Origin of the sequence: Burkholderia pseudomultivorans, from assembly GCF_001718415.1 — a bacterium.
In the GTDB taxonomy this organism is placed as follows: Bacteria; Pseudomonadota; Gammaproteobacteria; order Burkholderiales; family Burkholderiaceae; genus Burkholderia; species Burkholderia pseudomultivorans_A.
In genome coordinates, this window is sequence record NZ_CP013378.1 from 1,141,271 (window position 1) to 1,156,449 (window position 15,179).

Sequence of the window (15,179 nt, forward strand, 5' to 3'; positions counted from 1 at the left end):
GCAGGGGCCGGAATTGGACGAGCAGGCATCTGACCAGGAGATTAGGTCGGTCCGTGTCGGCATGCATCAACCGAAAGTCTGATTGTGATAGCCGATGCGTGCGTCTTCCGCCTGACGACTCGGAAAGGGACCGAGTCAGCGCCCGCTGCGAGTAAACGCCAATAGGAAGCATGTCGCACAACACCAAATAATATGTCATGTGACCTAGTTTAAAAGAGCCGCCATCACAGATCAGCAACGATGCCCGCCTGCACGTTCCGACGGGCATGCCGGATTTTTCTCGACCCGACAGGAGACGTACCTTGCTTTCCGTTGAATCGCCGACCACCTACTACACGATGACCCGCAAATACCACGATCGCTATGACGCGCTCGAGGAAGATATCGAAGCAGATGTCGTCATCGTCGGAGGCGGCTTCTCGGGCGTCAACATCGCACTGGAACTTGCGGAGCGAGGGATCACGAATGTCGTGGTGCTAGAAAGCAACTATCTCGGCTTCGGCGGCTCCGGCAGGAACGGCGGGCACGTAATGGCTGGCATCGGGCACGATCTCGAAAAAATCCGCAAATATGTCGGCGACGACGGCGTGAAGGCGATCTTCAGCATCAGCGACCAAGGCGCCAGCACCATCCAGCGGCGTATCGACACATACGGCATCGACGCCGACTTTCAGCGCGGATATGGATACCTGGCCTTCAACAACCGCCAGGCCAAGCTGTTGCGTCAATGGGAAAAGGAGTTTCGCGAGCTCAATCCCGATGAAGAGATTGCCTACCTCGAAGGCGCGGAACTGCGCAGGATGCTCGGCTCGGACGCGTACGGCGCCGGACTGATGCATATGGGCAACGGGCACATACACTCGTTGAATCTGCTACTGGGCGAGGCGCGCGCCGTTACCGGCCTGGGTGGCCGCATCTACGAAAACTCGCCCGTTGTCGAGGTGACCTATGGCAAGTCCATCAAGGTCAGGACCGCAAAAGGCTCGGTGACTGCGCAAAAAATCTGCTTCGCGTGTGGCGCATTCATCAACCGCCTGGAGCCTCGGCTCGACAAGACGATCATCAGCACCTATTCGTTCCAACTGGTGACCGAGCCGCTGTCCGACGAGTTGATCAGGCAGATCAGCCCGATCCGCGGCGCGTTCACGGACGTCCGGCCGGCGATCGACTATTACCGCGTCACGAACGAGAATCGGTTGCTGTTCGGCACCGTCACGCACTTTCTGGAGTACATCCCCAAAGACTTCAAGAAGTACAACAGGGACGCGATGCTGCGGATCTTTCCGTATCTCAGGGACGTCAAGATCGATCTTGGCTGGGGCGGTCCGATGGAGTGCTCGGCAACCCTGTTTCCCCAGGTCGGCACGCTGCCGGATCAACCGAACGCGTTTTTCGTGCAAGGCTACTCCGGCTTCGGCGTCACGCCCAGTCATGTCGTCAGTCGTGTCGTCGTCGACGGTATGACACATGGCTCTCGCGAATGGAGCGTCATGAGTTCGATCCCGCGTGCGCGTGTCATCGGAAAAGAACACTTCCGCACCGTCATCTGCACACTCGGTAAAGTGACCCATCAGTTACACGGCTATTTTAATGGGCGACGGTAGAGATTTCGACGGCCCGCCGCTGCCGCGCCTGGTAGAGGTCCTCTCGCAACGCGCGAGCCGACCTTCGGCAGCTGCCCTACTCCGGCGTCCCCGACGCCCCGGATGACGTCGTCACGATATGGTCGACGAACGCGCGAAGCGCCTTCCGCAGTATTTCGCTGCTGACCGGATCATTCGCTATCGCAAACGGATCGGTCTGGCTGCCGAGCAATGGAAGCGTGACGCAACCCTCCGGAACGAGCGTTGCCGACATCGTGTCCAGGACCAGCTTCAACGCAGCCTGGGCAGCGGATGCGCGTGGCGAGGTATTGAAAAGCGCGACCGGCTTCCCCGAAAATCTCGGGCAGCCCACCAGCCAGTCCAGCATGTTCTTGAAGGAGCCGGGGATCCCGCGAGCGTACTCCGGGCAGGAGACGAGCAGCCCGTCGGCCTGGTTCACTCGGGCGCGCAGGTCAATGATGCGCGCAGGAAGCGCGTCTTCGAAATCCGGGTTGAAGTGAGGCAGCTCGCCAATTTCGTTGTAGTGCTCGACGACAACGCCGGGCGGCGCCAGCATGCCGGCCGCGACGAGTGCATGCGTATTGGACGACGCAGCGCGCAGGCTACCGGACAGGGAAAGCAGACGGACCATCTTGATATCACCGCAGCCGATCGGAGGCGTAGTATCCCACGCGCGAGTGCTCGTACCGCGCAGGCTCGATCGACATGTGCAGTTGCGACGTGATGCGCGGATTCGGGCGGTCTACGCGGGCCGAGCGAACCAGTCATCGATCTGCAGGGTGGCGGCTCGACGTTCTTCGGCGCGGCGACGCCGCACACCGGACGCCCCGAATACGAGCAACGGCACGATAACCCGCGCCACTACGCGCCCAGCTTGTCCTTCAGAAACTCGACGCACACACGCACCTTCGCGGACTGCGCAAGCCGCGCCGGATAGACGGCCCAGACGTTCGCCGGCTGCGTGACGCCCGGCAGCACACGCTGCAGCCGGCCCGCGTCGAGCAGCGGCTGCACGTCCCACACCGAGCGCAGCACGATCCCGCGCCCGGCGAGCGCCCACTGCACGGCCACTTCGCCGTGATTGCTCGACAGCGGCCCCGTGACCTGCACGGACACGGTCTCGCCGCGCGCATCGAGCCGCCACACGCCGAACGGATGGTCGCGCTCCTTGATCGCGAGACACGCGTGCGACGCGAGATCGCCGACCTGCTTCGGCATGCCATGCCGCGCCAGGTAGTCGGGCGACGCGCACAGCACGCGATGGTTCGTCGCCAGCCGCTTCGCGATCAGGTGGCCGGCGATCTCGTCGCCGATACGAATGTCGACGTCGAAACCCTCGGCCGCGACATCGACGATCCGGTCGAACAGTTCCAGCCGCACGTTCAGCTGCGGATGGCGGTCCGACAATTCGGCCAGCGCGGGCGCGACGACATTGCGGCCGAAGCCGAAGCTGCTCGACACGCGCAACGTGCCGCGCGGCACGCGGCGCGTACTCGACACGTCCTCGACCAGATGCTCGACGTCGTCGAGGATCTTCTCGGCCCACGCATATACGCGCTCGCCGGCGTCCGTCACCGAGACGCGGCGCGTCGAGCGATGCAGCAGGCGAATCCCGAGGCTCGTCTCGAGCATCCCGACCCGCTTGCTGACATACGACGACGACATCGCAAGCGCGTCGGCCGCCGCGCTGAAGCTCGCCTTGCGCGCGACCATGCAGAACACGCGCAGGTCGCCGAGTTCCGGCATCGCACTCGTCTCGTTCATTGCGCGGCTCCGTTCGAGACGTATCGCAATTCCCGATGCATGCGTGAGATTGCGTCCTCGTCGCCTCGCTTCGCGATGTGCGCGCTGCCCGCGCCGAACGCGCAGGCAACCTCTCCGCTTCCTGCGACACCGCCCTGCGCACGGCTGTCGGTGGCCGCGCACGCGAGACCCAGCGCCACCAGCGACAGCATCTGCTTCAGCGTCCGATTCATCGTTTCATCGCGAAGTCGACGATCCGTGCGGATCAGTTCAGGCCGCGATCGGCCGCCTCGACGAGCTTGCGCTCCGCTTCGGTATCGAGCGAGCGGCATGCCCACAGATAGACGAGCGCGGCAACCGGCAGGCCGACCAGCATCGCGATATCGGTGCCGCCGAGCGCACGCGCGACCGGGCCGCTGTACATCTCGGTCTTGAAGAACGGGATCATCGCGACGAAGCCGACTGCATACGCGGTGAGGCCGCGCCAGTTCCAGCGTCCGTAGATGCCGCGCGGATTGAAGATCTCCCGCACCGAGTAGTGCGTATGCCGCACGAAGAAGAAGTCGACGAGGTTGATCGCGGTCCAGGGCGTGAACAGGTAACCGAGGATGCCGAGGAAGTCGCCGAACTTGCCCATGAAGTCGTCGGACGCCGCGAACGCGAGCGACGTCGCGACGACCGCGACGATCAGCAGGCTCGCCACGCGCTTGCCCGCACTCGACTTGAGCGGCCGGAACGAATCGGTGATGCTGAGCAGCGTCAGCGATGCGCCGTAGAAATTCAGGCCCGTGATCGCAAGCAGCCCGAGCAGCGACAGCAGCAGCGTGACGGAGCCGAAACCCGGATGGATCGCGTCGCCCGCCCGCTGCACGGCGTCGGCGATCTCGATCTTCGAGTTCAGCGCGGCGGCGGCCGTGCCGACCAGCATCATCCACGCGCCGCCGATCAGCGCGCCGGTGAAGGTCCACCAGAAGGTTGCGCGCACACCGGTCTTGGGCGGCAGGTAGCGCGAGTAGTCCGACACGTAGATCGACCACGACAGCTGGTAGGCCGCCGCCGCGAACAGCTGCACGAGGAACGGCGTCGCCTTGAAGCCGGCAAACGACAGCTGCCCGGCCGGGAACGGCACCTTCACGCAGATGCCGACGCTGAACACGCTCAATGCGATCAGCAGCGCGATCGCGAGCCAGCGCTGCGCCTTGTGGATCAGGTCGTAGCCGAAGATCGCGAGCCCCACCGCGATCGCGGTAAACACGATATAGCTGACGTGCGGCTCCGTGCCGAGCAGGTGATGCGCGGTCTGGCCGGCCATCAGCTGGTTGAACGAGTTGTAGCCGACATACGTGACGAGCGCGACGATCCATACCAGCAGCGCGCCCATGTAGCCGAACTGCGGACGCGACTGGATCATCTGCGGAAGCCCGAGCTGCGGGCCCTGGCTCGAATGGAACGCCATGAAGAAGGTGCCGAGCAGATTGCCGATCAGCACCGCGATCGCGCTCCACAGCAGATTCCCGCCCATGCTCACGCCGATCGCGCCGCACGCGATCGTCGCGAGATTCGCGTCGCCGGTAAACCAGACGGGCCACAAGTGCCACGCCTTGCCGCGCCGCTCCGCGAGCGGCACATAGTCGATCGAACGCGCCTCGATGCGCGACTTGCCGCGACCTTCCATCGCGAGGCCGTCGGCCACTGCCTGTTGTCTCATGTCTCCTCCATTGCGTCTGTCGGCGGCGGTCACGCACCGCGCCGCAGCCGGATCGAAACCCGGCTGCGGCGCGGCTGATCACCGGACACCGGCGACGTTACCTTCAGTTAACAATGAACTATCAGTTAACAATGGTACGCATTTCGCTAGGCCGACCGTACTAGCGCAATTTCCTATTGACGCAAGGTCGAATCAACGCGTTCGTGATTTCCAGCAAATATCAGACGAATTCGGCGTTCAAACGTCAGCAAATGGTTGCCTGTTCCGGGATAACCCTGATCCCAAATCGTCTGCATATCTCCTATATTTCGTTAACCGTTAGTTTTACCGTAACCGTCAGTTTATCAAAACACCTCTCCCGAGCCCGACGCCATGACCTACCTGCCGATCGAATTCCACCAGAAAGCCAAGCTGCCGCAACTGCCGGCCGATTTCTGCTCGAACCCGGAACTCGCGTGGACGATTCCCAAGACCTATTACACGTCGCAGGAGGTCTTCAAGGCCGAGGAGGAGAAGATCTTCGCCGACACGTGGATCTGCGTCGCGCACCGCAGCGAACTGGCCGATGCGAACCAGTATGTCACGCGCGAAGTGATCGGCGAAAACGTGCTGATCGTGCGCGGCAAGGACAAGGTGCTGCGCGCGTTCTACAACGTCTGCCCGCACCGCGGCCATCAGCTGCTCGAAGGCAGCGGCAAGGCGAAGAACGTGATCACGTGCCCGTACCACGCATGGACCTTCAAGCTCGACGGCGCGCTCGCGCACGCGAACAACTGCGATCACGTGATGGAGTTCGACAAGGAGAACTCGAGCCTCGTGCCGGTCAAGGTCGAGGAATACGCGGGCTTCGTGTTCATCAACCTGAACCCGAATGCCGGCACGGTCGAGGCGCAGCTGCCCGGCATGGAGGCGCGCCTGCGCGCCGCGTGCCCGGTGATCGACGACCTGAAGCTCGCCGCGCGCTTCGTCAGCGAGACGCCCGCGAACTGGAAGTCGATCGTCGACAACTATCTCGAGTGCTACCACTGCGGCCCCGCGCATCCCGGCTTCTCCGACTCCGTGAAGATCGATCAGTACACGCATACGCTGCACGGCAACTGGACGCTGCAGTTCGGCTATGCGGAATCGTCGGAGCGCTCGTTCAAGCTCGACCCGTCGATCAAGGACGCGAGCTTCCAGGGCTTCTGGGCGTGGCCGTGCACGATGTTCAACGTGCCGCCGGGCGCCGATTTCATGACCGTGATCTATGAGTTCCCGGTCAACGCCGAAGTGACGCTGCAGCACTACGACATCTATTTCCTGAACGAGGAGCTGACCGACTATCAGAAGAACCTGATCGAGTGGTATCGCAACGTGTTCCGCCCGGAAGACCTGCGCCTCGTCGAGAGCGTGCAGAAGGGGCTGAAGTCGCGCGGCTATCGCGGCCAGGGCCGGATCATGGTCGACCAGCGCCGCAGCGGCGTCAGCGAGCATGGCATCGCGCACTTCCATCATCTGCTCGCACAAAAGTATCAGGACTGACACCCCGTACCAGGACGACATCGACATGACTTCCCTTCAACAACCTGGCCTGCTGCGCGAGCAGGCATACATTGCCGGCGCGTGGCGCGGCGCCGACGACGGCGCAGTGCTCGACGTCACCAATCCGTCGACCGGCGAGCTGATCGCGCGCGTGCCGAACATGGGCGCCGCCGAGGCGCGCGCTGCGATCGAGGCCGCCCACGCGGCGTTCGCGACGTGGCGCAGGACCACCGCGAAGGAGCGCGCGCGCCTGCTGCGCAACTGGTTCGAGCTGATCATGGCGCGCCAGGAAGACCTCGCGGTGCTGATGACGCGCGAACAGGGCAAGCCGCTCGCCGAAGCGCGCGGCGAGATCGCCTATGCGGCGTCGTTCGTCGAATGGTTCGCCGAGCAGGCCAAGCGCATCGACGGCGACGTGATCCCGAGCCCGAACCCCGATCAGCGCCTCGTCGTGACGAAGGAACCGGTCGGCGTGTGCGCGGCGATCACGCCGTGGAATTTCCCTGCGGCGATGATCACGCGCAAGGCGGCCCCCGCGCTCGCGGCCGGCTGCACGATCGTGATCAAGCCCGCGAACGAGACGCCGCTGTCCGCGTTCGCGCTCGCGGCGCTCGCCGAGGAAGCCGGCATTCCGGCCGGCGTCGTCAACGTCGTGACCGGCAAGTCGCGCGAGATCGGTGCGGAGATGACCTCGAGCCCGCTCGTGAAGAAGCTGACCTTCACCGGTTCGACCGAAGTCGGCCGGCTGCTGATGCGCCAGTGCTCGGATACCGTCAAGAAGATGTCGCTCGAACTCGGCGGCAACGCGCCGTTCATCGTGTTCGACGATGCCGATCTCGACCGCGCGGTCGAAGGCGCGCTGCTGTCGAAGTACCGCAACGCGGGCCAGACCTGCGTGTGCGCGAACCGCTTCTTCGTGCACGACACCGTGTACGACGAATTCTGCCGCCGCTTCGCGGAACGCGTCGCGGCCTTCCATGTCGGCGACGGCTTCGATGCCGGCGTCAACATCGGCCCGCTGATCAACGAAGCCGCGCGCGACAAGGTCGACGGCCTCGTGCGCGACGCGGTCGCGCAGGGTGCGCGCGTACTGGTGGGCGGCACGCCGCACGCGCGCGGCGGCAACTTCTACGCGCCGACCGTGCTCGCCGACGCGAAGCCGGGGATGGCCGTGCTGAGCGAGGAAATCTTCGGGCCGGTCGCGCCGATCGTGCGCTTCTCGACCGACGACGAAGTCGTGCGTCTCGCGAACGACTCGATCTACGGCCTCGCCGCGTACTTCTACAGCCGCGACATCGGCCGCGTGTGGCGCGTGGCCGAGCAGCTCGAATACGGGATCGTCGGCATCAACAGCGGGCTGATCTCGAACGAAGTGGCGCCGTTCGGCGGCGTCAAGCAATCGGGCATCGGACGCGAAGGCTCCAAGTACGGGATCGAGGATTTCCTGTCGATCAAATACCTGTGCATGGGCGGCGTGAGCGCCTGATCCCGTGACCGGCGCGCGCGCTTCGGCCGCGCGCCTTTTTGTGCTGTACCGAATCCCCTGCTCTATCCGCCGGCAAAGGAATGCCTGATGAACGCCCGTGAATCGATCTTCGTCGACGTCGTCGCCGTCGAGACCCTGACCCCGCTGATCAAGCGCTTTACGCTCGCGCTGCCCGACGGCGCACCGCTGCCGCCGTTCAGCGGCGGCGCGCATGTGCTCGTGTCGATGCAGAACGGCGATCAGTGGCACCACAACGCGTACTCGCTGCTGAGCTCGCCGCACGACACGCACCAATACCAGATCGCCGTGCGCCGCGAGGAAGCCTCGCGCGGCGGTTCGGCGTTCATGCACGAGCATGTCGCGGCCGGCACGCGGCTCGCGATCGGCTCGCCCGCGAACCTGTTCGAACTCGCACGCAACGCGCGCCGCCATGTGTTCATCGCCGGCGGCATCGGCATCACGCCGTTCCTCGCGCAGCTCGCCGAGCATGCGCCCGGCGGCGACTTCGAACTCGAACTGCATTACGCGTACCGCAGCCCCGACCACGGCGCATTCGTCGACGAGCTGAAGGCCGGCCCGCATGCGGCGAACGTGCACACCTACGTCGACAGCCTCGGCCAGCGCCTCGACCTGATGCAGCTGTTCAAGTCGCTGCCGGCCGACGCGCACGTCTACGTGTGCGGACCGCAAGGCCTGAACGACGCCGTCCATGCGAATGCCGCGCTGCTCGGCTGGCCGAAGTCGCAGCTCCATTCCGAACAGTTCGCCGCGACCGACACGGCCGGCCAGGCGTTTACCGTCGTGCTCGCGCGCTCGGGCATCGAGCTCGAGGTGCCCGAGGACACGACGATCCTGCAGGCCATCGAACGCGCCGGCGTGAAGATCGACTCGCTGTGCCGCGAAGGCGTGTGCGGCACCTGCGAGGTCGCGATCCTCGAAGGCGAAGCCGATCACCGCGATCAGTATCTCGACGACGACGAAAAAGCCGCGCAGAAAACCATGCTGCTGTGCGTGTCGCGCGCGCGCACGCCGCGCCTCGTGATCGACCTGTAAATTTTTCCGCGCGCCGTATCCGGTAAACTACGCCGGATACAGGAACCCCCGGCGCGCCGTTCCTTTCCGACGCGGCGGCATCGCCCGCGGCCCGCACCCCGCGCGCCGCGGGCGATGCCGCCTTGTCGCCTGGCCGCGCGCCGCCGTCAGAAAGAGGAATGGATGTCCGAGGATACGTTCGCGTTCCGTCTCAAGGTGCTCCTCGAGCACAAGAAGCTGAGCCTGCAGCAGGTGGCCGACGTGGTCGGCATTTCGCGGCCGGCCGTGCACAAGTGGACGCGCGGCGGCGAGATCGACTATTCGAACCTGCGCAAGCTCGCCGCGTTCCTCGACGTCAACTGGGTCTGGCTGCGCTACGGCGACGACGCGGTGAAGGATCTCGGCATCGGTGCGCAGCCCGAACTGCCGATGACCGACCTGCGCCGCCGCTATACGGCCGAAATCGTGTCGAGCGAAGCGCGCATGAAGCATGCGCAGGAAGCGGCCGGCATCGTCACCTGGGAATGGAATCTCGTCTCCGACGAGCTGATCTATTCCGACAACTGCGCGAAGCTCTACGGTCGCGAAATCCACAGCAACGAGGAGTTCTGGGACATCCTGCACCCCGACGAGCGCAGCTGGCTCAACAGCCGCGCGCTGCAGGAAGCGGTCGACGCGCGCAAGCCGTACGTGTGGGAGTTCCGGATCGTGCTGCCGGACGGCACCGTGCGCTGGATCGAATCGCGCACCGCGACGCTCGTCGACGATGCGGGCCGGCCGACGCGGATGGTGGGCACGACGATCGACATCAGCGCGCGCAAGGCGCTCGAACAGCAGCTGCGCGCGCAGATCGCGCTGCTCGCCGACGCCGAGCGCCTCGCCGGCCGCGGTGCATGGCAATGGCGGCAGGCGCCGGATGAAGTGATCGTGTCGGACGAATGGTGCCGGCTGTTCGGCGTCGAGCGTGACGATGCGCCGCATCGTCACGCGCAACTGCAGGCGCGCGTGCATCCCGACGATCGTGCGGCGCGCGACGCCGCGCTGCACGAAGCGATGGCGAAGCACGGCGACTATCGCGCGCTGTACCGCGCGCTGCTGCCGGACGGCACGGTGCGGCTGATGCTGGAGCAGGGTCGCGCGCGCCCCGACGACGAAGGCGACGGCGTGCGCGTGACGGCCATGTGCCGCGCGGCGGAGCCCGCCGACGCGATCGCGTTCGCCACGCAGCCGGCCGCGGCGACCACGCCGCACTGAAGCCCGGCTGCGAGCGCATCTCGCATTGCGCGCGGCGAGCGTCAGAGCGCGGCCGCGACCGCCTTGCCGACTGCCGTCGTATCGGCGGTACCGCCCATGTCGGGCGTGCGCGGCCCGTTCACCAGCACCGTTTCGATCGCGCGCATGATGGCGTCGTGCGCGTCCTTGAAGCGTGCGTCGCCGTCGCCGAGGAAATCCAGCATCATCGCGCCGGACCAGATCATCGCGATCGGGTTGGCGATGTTCCTGCCGAAGATGTCCGGCGCCGAGCCGTGCACGGGCTCGAACAGCGACGGGAAGGTGCGCTCGGGGTTCAGGTTCGCCGACGCGGCAAGACCGATCGTGCCCGTGCATGCCGGGCCGAGATCCGACAGGATGTCGCCGAACAGGTTCGAGGCGACGACCACGTCGAAGCGGTCCGGCTGCAGGACGAAACGCGCGGAGAGAATGTCGATGTGCTGCTTGTCCCACGCGATCTCCGGATAGCCGGCCGCGACCGCCGCGACGCGCTCGTCCCAGTACGGCATGCTGACCGCGATGCCGTTCGACTTGGTCGCCGCCGTCAGCTTCCTGCGCGGGCGCGTATTCGCGAGTTCGAACGCGTACTTGAGGATGCGGTCGACGCCGTGACGCGTGAACACCGACTCCTGCAGCACGAATTCACGATCGGTGCCTTCGAACATCTTGCCGCCGACCGACGTGTATTCGCCTTCGGTGTTCTCGCGCACCACGTAGAAATCGATGTCGCCGGGCTTGCGGTTCGCGAGCGGGCACGGCACGCCGGGCAGCAGGCGCACGGGACGCAGGTTCACGTACTGGTCGAATTCGCGGCGGAACTTCAGCAGCGAGCCCCACAGCGAAATATGGTCGGGCACCTTGTCGGGCCAGCCGACCGCGCCGAAGTAGATCGCATCGTAGCCGCGCAGCGTCTCGAACCAGTCGTCCGGCATCATCTTGCCGTGCTGCAGGTAGTAGTCGCAGCTCGCCCACTCGAAATGCGTGAACTCGAGGTTCAGGCCGAACTTCGCGCATGCGGCCTGCAGCACGCGCACGCCTTCGGGCATCACTTCCTGGCCGATGCCGTCGCCGGCGATCGCGGCGATCTTGAACGTCTGGGTCATTTCCGGTTCTCCGTGTCTGTCGTTGGTTGCGTCTTGCGTCCGGTTCGATGCGCCGGTGTGCGACGCTCGGGCGGCGTGCGCGGATGCACGCAGCGCATGGACGACAGGATGCCGGAAAGTGCGGCGCGGATAATCGGCTCGACCGGGGATGCGTCGTACACGAATCGTGGACAATCGCGGAGCGGCCCGGGGATGCCGCGCATCGGCGCGGCGCCGGCAACCGAGCGCGCCATGCGCGCCCGCTCAAACCTCCGTTTCGGCAAGCCTGCTGCCGTCCCGCTCGCGTGGCACCCGCGCCTGCGCCGCGCCCAGATTGCTCCATGCGATCACCGCCCCGGCCACCAGCAGCAGCGCCGATACGAGCAGCGCCTGCCCCATGCCGCGGATGAACGACGCGCGATCGGCATGACGCACGAAGAACCCGAACACGGCGACGCCCATCACGCCGCCGACCTGACGGGCCGCATTCAGCAGCCCCGATGCGATCCCCGCCTGCGTGCGACATACCGCGCCGAGCATCGCGTGCGTGATGGTCGGTATCGTCAACGCAACGCCGCCACCCGCGACCAGCATCGCTGCGGCAAGCAGGCCGTGCGATTGCGCATCCAGCGCCGGCCACATCGCCAGATAGCCGGCCGCTGAAACCAGCAGACCGGCCGTCGCCAGCGCGCGCGCGCCGACCCGGTCGGCCAGCCGCCCGGCGACGATGTTCATGACCATCAGCACGCCCATCATCGGCAGGAAGGCGAGACCGGTGCGTACCGGCGTCGCGTGCCAGATCGACTGGAACAGCAGGCTCAGCGCAAAGACGATGCCGTAGAACACCAGGTTCGCGATCATGCCGATCACGGTCGTGCTGCGAACGGTCCGGTCCTGCCACAGCGCGGCCGGCAACATCGCGGCGGGGTTGCGCGCCTCCAGCCGCACGAATGCAATGCCCAGCGCGACGCATAGCGCGAACATGCCGAGGACGACCGGACTTCCCCAGCCCAGCGCGCTCGCTTCGGTCGACGCGAACGTCAGCGTCGCGAGCGCGAGCGCGCCGGTCAACTGGCCGGGAACGTCGAGACTGCGATCGGGTTGCGCGGCCATCGCCGGCGCGAAGCGCCACGTCATCCAGATACCCGCGATACCGACGGGCACGTTGACGAGGAAGATGCTGCGCCAGCCGCAGGCGGCCACGAGCACGCCGCCGATCACCGGCCCCGCTGCCAGCGCAATGCCGCCGCCCGCGCCCCACCATCCGATCGCCCGGCCGCGCGCCGCTTCGTCCTGAAACGCGACGCGCAGCACGGCCAACGAATTCGGCACGAGCAGCGCCGCGCCGATGCCCTGCACGAGCCGCCACGCGATCAACGCCGGCAGCGACGGCGCGAGTCCGCAGCCGATCGACGACAGCGTGAAGATCGCGTAGCCGGCCATGAACACGCGCGTCGCACCGAAGCGGTCGCCCAGCGCGCCGGCCATCAGCAGCGACGACGCAAAAACGAGCGCATACGCGTTGACGACCCACTGCAGGCCCGTGACGTCGGCGCGAAAGGCGGCGCGCAATGCATCGAGCGCGACATTGACGACGCTGACGTCGACCAGCACGACGACGAAACCCAGACAGGCCGCAGCCAGCACCAGGCCGGGATGATGTTTTGACGATGCACGCATGCGCAGCTCCGTTCGAACAGGAAAGCGTCAAGCGTAGAGAATCGCCTTCTGTGCGAATATTCCGCAAAACCGCACAGCAAACCGGAGAAAATGCACCGATGTTCGACTGGGAGAACCTGCGCTGCTTCGTGGCCGTCGCGCAATCGGGCAGCCTGTCGGCCGCCGCCCGGCGGCTGAAGGTCGATCACGCGACGGTCAGCCGGCGCGTGAGCGCACTCGAAAGCGAACTGAAAGTCCGGCTGCTCGACCGGTTGCCGCGCGCATGCCGGCTGACGGCCGCCGGCACGCAGGTGCTCGCGTTCGCGCAGAAAATGGAGGAAAACGCGTTCGCGATCGAGCGGCTCGCGCTGGCCGAACATCTGCCGATGCACGGGACGGTGACGGTCAGCGTTCCGCCCGTTCTCGCGAGCAACTTCTTCGCGAACCATCTTCATGCATTCGCGCGCCTGCATCCCGGCATCCGGCTCGCGCTGGTCAGCCAGGTGCAAAGCGTGTCCCTCGGACGCCGTGAAGCGGATATCGCGATCCGCCTGTTCCGGCCCGAGGAACCGCAAAGCGTCACGCGCAAGCTCGGCGTGATGGCGTTCGCGCTCTATGCGAGTCGCGACTACGCGCACGCGTCGCAACCGGATCGATGGGCGTTCATCGCCTACGACGCGCAATACGCGGAAATGCCGCATCAGAAATGGCTGCAGTCGATCGCCGACGGTCGGCGCATCGCGTGCGAGGTCAGCGACATCACGACGCAACAGGCGGCCGCGCGCACCGGCATCGGCGTCGCCGGCCTGCCGGTGTTCATCGGCGACAACGATCCTGCATTGCAGCGCCTGCCGTTCGACGGCGAACCGTTCCATCGAGAAATCTGGCTGGTCGTGCATGCCGATCTCCGGCGTTCGCCGTTGATCCGCGCGGTGATCGATTTCGTTTCGGAGACGGTCGGGACCACGTTTTGAGCGTGAAGCCGCAGGGAGCGCGTGCGGGCCAGTGTTGGATTGTCCCTTCGTCGCCTTTGTCGGGCGCGCCGGCTCGAAAAACAGGCCCAAGCCGTAAAGCGCGGGCCGAGCGGAGATAACGACAACACAACACCGCTGCCCTACCGCGCAAGCATCAGATCAAGATTCTGCACCGCGGCACCCGATGCGCCCTTGCCGAGATTGTCGAACACCGCCGACAGCAGCACGTGTCCGTGCTCCCTATTCGCAAACACGTGCAAGTGCATGTCGTTCGTGCCGTTCAGCGCTTGCGGATCCAGATGCGTCAGCGCGCACGATTCGTCCAGCGGCAACACGCGTACATGCGTCGCGTCCGCATAGTGACGCGCGAGGCACGCGTGCAACATGGCGCCATCCACGCCGGGCGCCAGCATCCGCAATGCCAGCGGCACCGTCAGCACGATTCCCTGACGAAACGCGCCGTACGCAGGCACGAAGATCGGGCGCTGCGCGAGCCCGGCGTGCTGCTGGATCTCCGGCGCGTGCTTGTGCGCGAGCGCCAGGCCATATACCTGATAGGCCGGCGCGGCGACCGCTCCCTGCCCCTCGTGCTCCTCCACGCCGGCGCGTCCGCGACCGGAGTAGCCGGATACCGCGTGGATGCTGAGCGGATAGTCGTCCGAAATGAGTCCCGCCGCTCGCAGCGGACGCAGCAAGCCGACTGCGCCGGTCGGATAGCAACCGGGATTGCTGACCCGACGTGCGTTCGCAATGCGCTCGGCCTGTCCCGGCGCCATTTCCGGAAAGCCGTAGGTCCAGCCCGGCTGGGTACGGTGCGCCGAACTGGCGTCTATGACCCTGACCGCCGGATTGACGATCGCCTCCACGGCCTCGCGCGCGGCCGCATCCGGCAAGCAGAGGATCGCGATGTCGCAGGCATTGACGGCTTCCGCGCGCCGCCGCGGATCCTTGCGCTCGGCGGCGGGCAGCGTGAACAGCCTGAGGTCGGTCCGGTCGCGCAGCCGTTCGTGGATCTGCAAGCCGGTGGTGCCTTGGTCGCCATCGATGAAAACAACGGGAGGGCTCATACGTGAATACTCCGGTGACTGCGAGTGATAA

Annotated in this window: 14 protein-coding genes; 6 read left to right on the forward strand and 8 right to left on the reverse strand. The window is 65.7% G+C overall.

Annotated elements, in window-relative coordinates:
* The first annotated feature begins 302 nt into the window (after positions 1–302).
* The gene (locus WS57_RS17700; RefSeq protein WP_009693364.1) at positions 303–1,604 is read left to right on the forward strand and encodes an NAD(P)/FAD-dependent oxidoreductase; all 1,302 of its coding nucleotides are present in this window, start codon (positions 303–305) and stop codon (positions 1,602–1,604) included.
* Between the two features lie 76 nt (positions 1,605–1,680).
* On the opposite strand, the gene WS57_RS17705 is transcribed toward WS57_RS17700, so the two are convergent.
* From WS57_RS17705 to WS57_RS17720, 4 genes are all read right to left on the reverse strand, one after another.
* A complete protein-coding gene (locus WS57_RS17705; RefSeq protein WP_009693363.1) occupies positions 1,681–2,235 on the reverse strand; it encodes an NADPH-dependent FMN reductase in 555 nt (184 codons plus the stop codon).
* A gap of 230 nt (positions 2,236–2,465) precedes the next feature.
* Positions 2,466–3,368: a LysR substrate-binding domain-containing protein gene (locus WS57_RS17710; protein WP_059513781.1), complete on the reverse strand. Its 903-nt coding sequence runs from the start codon at positions 3,366–3,368 to the stop codon at positions 2,466–2,468.
* On the reverse strand, positions 3,365–3,580 hold the full coding sequence (locus WS57_RS17715) for a hypothetical protein (RefSeq protein ID WP_009693360.1): 216 nt from the start codon (positions 3,578–3,580) through the stop codon (positions 3,365–3,367). Before WS57_RS17715 ends, WS57_RS17710 begins: the two co-directional genes overlap by 4 nt.
* 32 nt (positions 3,581–3,612) lie before the next feature.
* Entirely contained in the window at positions 3,613–5,055 is a 1,443-nt protein-coding gene (locus WS57_RS17720) for a purine-cytosine permease family protein (protein ID WP_052102105.1), read from the reverse strand.
* 372 nt (positions 5,056–5,427) lie between these two features.
* On the opposite strand from WS57_RS17720, the gene WS57_RS17725 reads away from it, so the two are divergent.
* The 4 genes from WS57_RS17725 (at position 5,428) to WS57_RS17740 (ending at position 10,348) form a co-directional block, all read left to right on the forward strand.
* Positions 5,428–6,576, forward strand: a complete 1,149-nt coding sequence (locus tag WS57_RS17725) for an aromatic ring-hydroxylating oxygenase subunit alpha (protein ID WP_059513778.1) — start codon at positions 5,428–5,430, stop codon at positions 6,574–6,576.
* Positions 6,577–6,601: 25 nt separating this feature from the next.
* Positions 6,602–8,062 carry an NAD-dependent succinate-semialdehyde dehydrogenase gene (locus WS57_RS17730; RefSeq protein WP_059513775.1) on the forward strand — a complete coding sequence of 487 codons (1,461 nt, stop codon included), beginning with the start codon at positions 6,602–6,604 and terminating at the stop codon, positions 8,060–8,062.
* An 87-nt stretch (positions 8,063–8,149) separates the two neighbouring features.
* Entirely contained in the window at positions 8,150–9,115 is a 966-nt protein-coding gene (locus tag WS57_RS17735) for a PDR/VanB family oxidoreductase (protein WP_009693355.1), read from the forward strand.
* Between the two features lie 162 nt (positions 9,116–9,277).
* The gene (locus WS57_RS17740) at positions 9,278–10,348 is read left to right on the forward strand and encodes a PAS domain-containing protein (protein WP_069245444.1); all 1,071 of its coding nucleotides are present in this window, start codon (positions 9,278–9,280) and stop codon (positions 10,346–10,348) included.
* 41 nt (positions 10,349–10,389) lie between these two features.
* Here WS57_RS17740 and WS57_RS17745 read toward each other — a convergent pair whose 3' ends face one another.
* Genes WS57_RS17745 through WS57_RS17750 form a run of 3 tightly spaced genes read right to left on the reverse strand, consistent with a single transcriptional unit; the run spans position 10,390 to position 13,128 of the window.
* A complete protein-coding gene (locus WS57_RS17745) occupies positions 10,390–11,469 on the reverse strand; it encodes a tartrate dehydrogenase (RefSeq protein ID WP_060253948.1) in 1,080 nt (359 codons plus the stop codon).
* Positions 11,466–11,702, reverse strand: coding sequence for a hypothetical protein (locus WS57_RS37135; protein WP_155774323.1), 237 nt, complete (start codon positions 11,700–11,702; stop codon positions 11,466–11,468). Before WS57_RS37135 ends, WS57_RS17745 begins: the two co-directional genes overlap by 4 nt.
* A 10-nt stretch (positions 11,703–11,712) precedes the next feature.
* Positions 11,713–13,128, reverse strand: a complete 1,416-nt coding sequence (locus WS57_RS17750; protein WP_069244636.1) for an MFS transporter — start codon at positions 13,126–13,128, stop codon at positions 11,713–11,715.
* Positions 13,129–13,226: 98 nt separating this feature from the next.
* Between WS57_RS17750 and WS57_RS17755 the strand changes: the two genes are divergently transcribed.
* A complete protein-coding gene (locus WS57_RS17755; RefSeq protein WP_009693350.1) occupies positions 13,227–14,081 on the forward strand; it encodes a LysR family transcriptional regulator in 855 nt (284 codons plus the stop codon).
* 140 nt (positions 14,082–14,221) lie between these two features.
* Here WS57_RS17755 and argC read toward each other — a convergent pair whose 3' ends face one another.
* Complete coding sequence (gene argC, locus WS57_RS17760; RefSeq protein ID WP_059513763.1) at positions 14,222–15,148, reverse strand: N-acetyl-gamma-glutamyl-phosphate reductase; 927 nt, start codon at positions 15,146–15,148, stop codon at positions 14,222–14,224.
* Between the last annotated feature and the right edge of the window lie 31 nt (positions 15,149–15,179).

What these genes read in the sequence shown, in the direction of transcription:
- WS57_RS17705 (WP_009693363.1), bottom strand. Translation starts at nt 2,235, where the DNA reads ATGGTCCGTCTGCTTTCCCTGTCCGGTAGCCTGCGCGCTGCGTCGTCC.
- WS57_RS17710 (WP_059513781.1), bottom strand. Translation starts at nt 3,368, where the DNA reads ATGAACGAGACGAGTGCGATGCCGGAACTCGGCGACCTGCGCGTGTTC.
- WS57_RS17715 (WP_009693360.1), bottom strand. Translation starts at nt 3,580, where the DNA reads ATGAATCGGACGCTGAAGCAGATGCTGTCGCTGGTGGCGCTGGGTCTC.
- WS57_RS17720 (WP_052102105.1), bottom strand. Translation starts at nt 5,055, where the DNA reads ATGAGACAACAGGCAGTGGCCGACGGCCTCGCGATGGAAGGTCGCGGC.
- WS57_RS17725 (WP_059513778.1), top strand. Translation starts at nt 5,428, where the DNA reads ATGACCTACCTGCCGATCGAATTCCACCAGAAAGCCAAGCTGCCGCAA.
- WS57_RS17730 (WP_059513775.1), top strand. Translation starts at nt 6,602, where the DNA reads ATGACTTCCCTTCAACAACCTGGCCTGCTGCGCGAGCAGGCATACATT.
- WS57_RS17735 (WP_009693355.1), top strand. Translation starts at nt 8,150, where the DNA reads ATGAACGCCCGTGAATCGATCTTCGTCGACGTCGTCGCCGTCGAGACC.
- WS57_RS17740 (WP_069245444.1), top strand. Translation starts at nt 9,278, where the DNA reads ATGTCCGAGGATACGTTCGCGTTCCGTCTCAAGGTGCTCCTCGAGCAC.
- WS57_RS17745 (WP_060253948.1), bottom strand. Translation starts at nt 11,469, where the DNA reads ATGACCCAGACGTTCAAGATCGCCGCGATCGCCGGCGACGGCATCGGC.
- WS57_RS37135 (WP_155774323.1), bottom strand. Translation starts at nt 11,702, where the DNA reads ATGGCGCGCTCGGTTGCCGGCGCCGCGCCGATGCGCGGCATCCCCGGG.
- WS57_RS17750 (WP_069244636.1), bottom strand. Translation starts at nt 13,128, where the DNA reads ATGCGTGCATCGTCAAAACATCATCCCGGCCTGGTGCTGGCTGCGGCC.
- WS57_RS17755 (WP_009693350.1), top strand. Translation starts at nt 13,227, where the DNA reads ATGTTCGACTGGGAGAACCTGCGCTGCTTCGTGGCCGTCGCGCAATCG.
- argC (WP_059513763.1), bottom strand. Translation starts at nt 15,148, where the DNA reads ATGAGCCCTCCCGTTGTTTTCATCGATGGCGACCAAGGCACCACCGGC.